1 protein-coding gene is annotated in these 643 nt (G+C 47.6%); it reads left to right on the top strand.

Annotation, left to right across the window (positions count from 1 at the left end):
* Positions 1-83: 83 nt before the first annotated feature.
* A partial coding sequence (locus tag R7Z47_RS25340) for a pseudouridine synthase (RefSeq protein WP_318130829.1) occupies positions 84-643 on the top strand: 560 nt, incomplete at its 3' end.

The raw sequence follows: 643 nt of genomic DNA, 5'->3' as shown, positions 1-643 counted from the left end.
TTTCATTGGTCGCGAAATTAAAATGCGTTTTGACTGAGCCCTCGTTATAATCGCGGCGTTTTTATTTTCTAGAGATCCCACCCATGGCAATGCTTGAGTACAACCCACCGACTGATCCTTGGATCGACATCGTTTTTGAGGACGACCATATCTTGGCTGTGAATAAGCCGTCTGGTTTGTTGTCAGTTCCGGGACGTCTTGCAGAACACCATGACAGCATGTGGAGTCGTTTACAGGAAGAGTACCCAGATATCCAAGTCGTGCATCGCTTAGATATGTCGACGTCGGGATTGATGGTACTGGCTAAAAACAAGCGAGCAGAAAGTGCGTTGAAAAAGCAGTTCCAGTTCCGCTTAACGCATAAAATTTACTACGCACGCGTTTGGGGTCATGTCGAGCAGGAAGAGGGCGAAATCGATCTGCCATTGATCTGTGACTGGCCAAACCGTCCGCTGCAAAAAGTGTGTTTTGAAGACGGTAAGCCATCAAAAACTCTCTTCCAAGTCGCGAAGCGAGAAGAACATGAAGACGGCACAAAGACGACCATCGTACGTTTACTGCCTATTACTGGCCGCTCACATCAATTGCGTGTGCACATGCAAGCGTTGGGTCACCCTATTGTTGGTGATGAGTTCTATGCTAC

The sequence above is a fragment of the Vibrio sp. 1641 genome, assembly GCF_033339995.1.
Taxonomy (GTDB): Bacteria; Pseudomonadota; Gammaproteobacteria; order Enterobacterales; family Vibrionaceae; genus Vibrio; species Vibrio alginolyticus.
The sequence above is the reverse complement of the archived record's forward strand: the minus strand, read 5'-3'. Positions and strand labels throughout refer to the sequence as shown.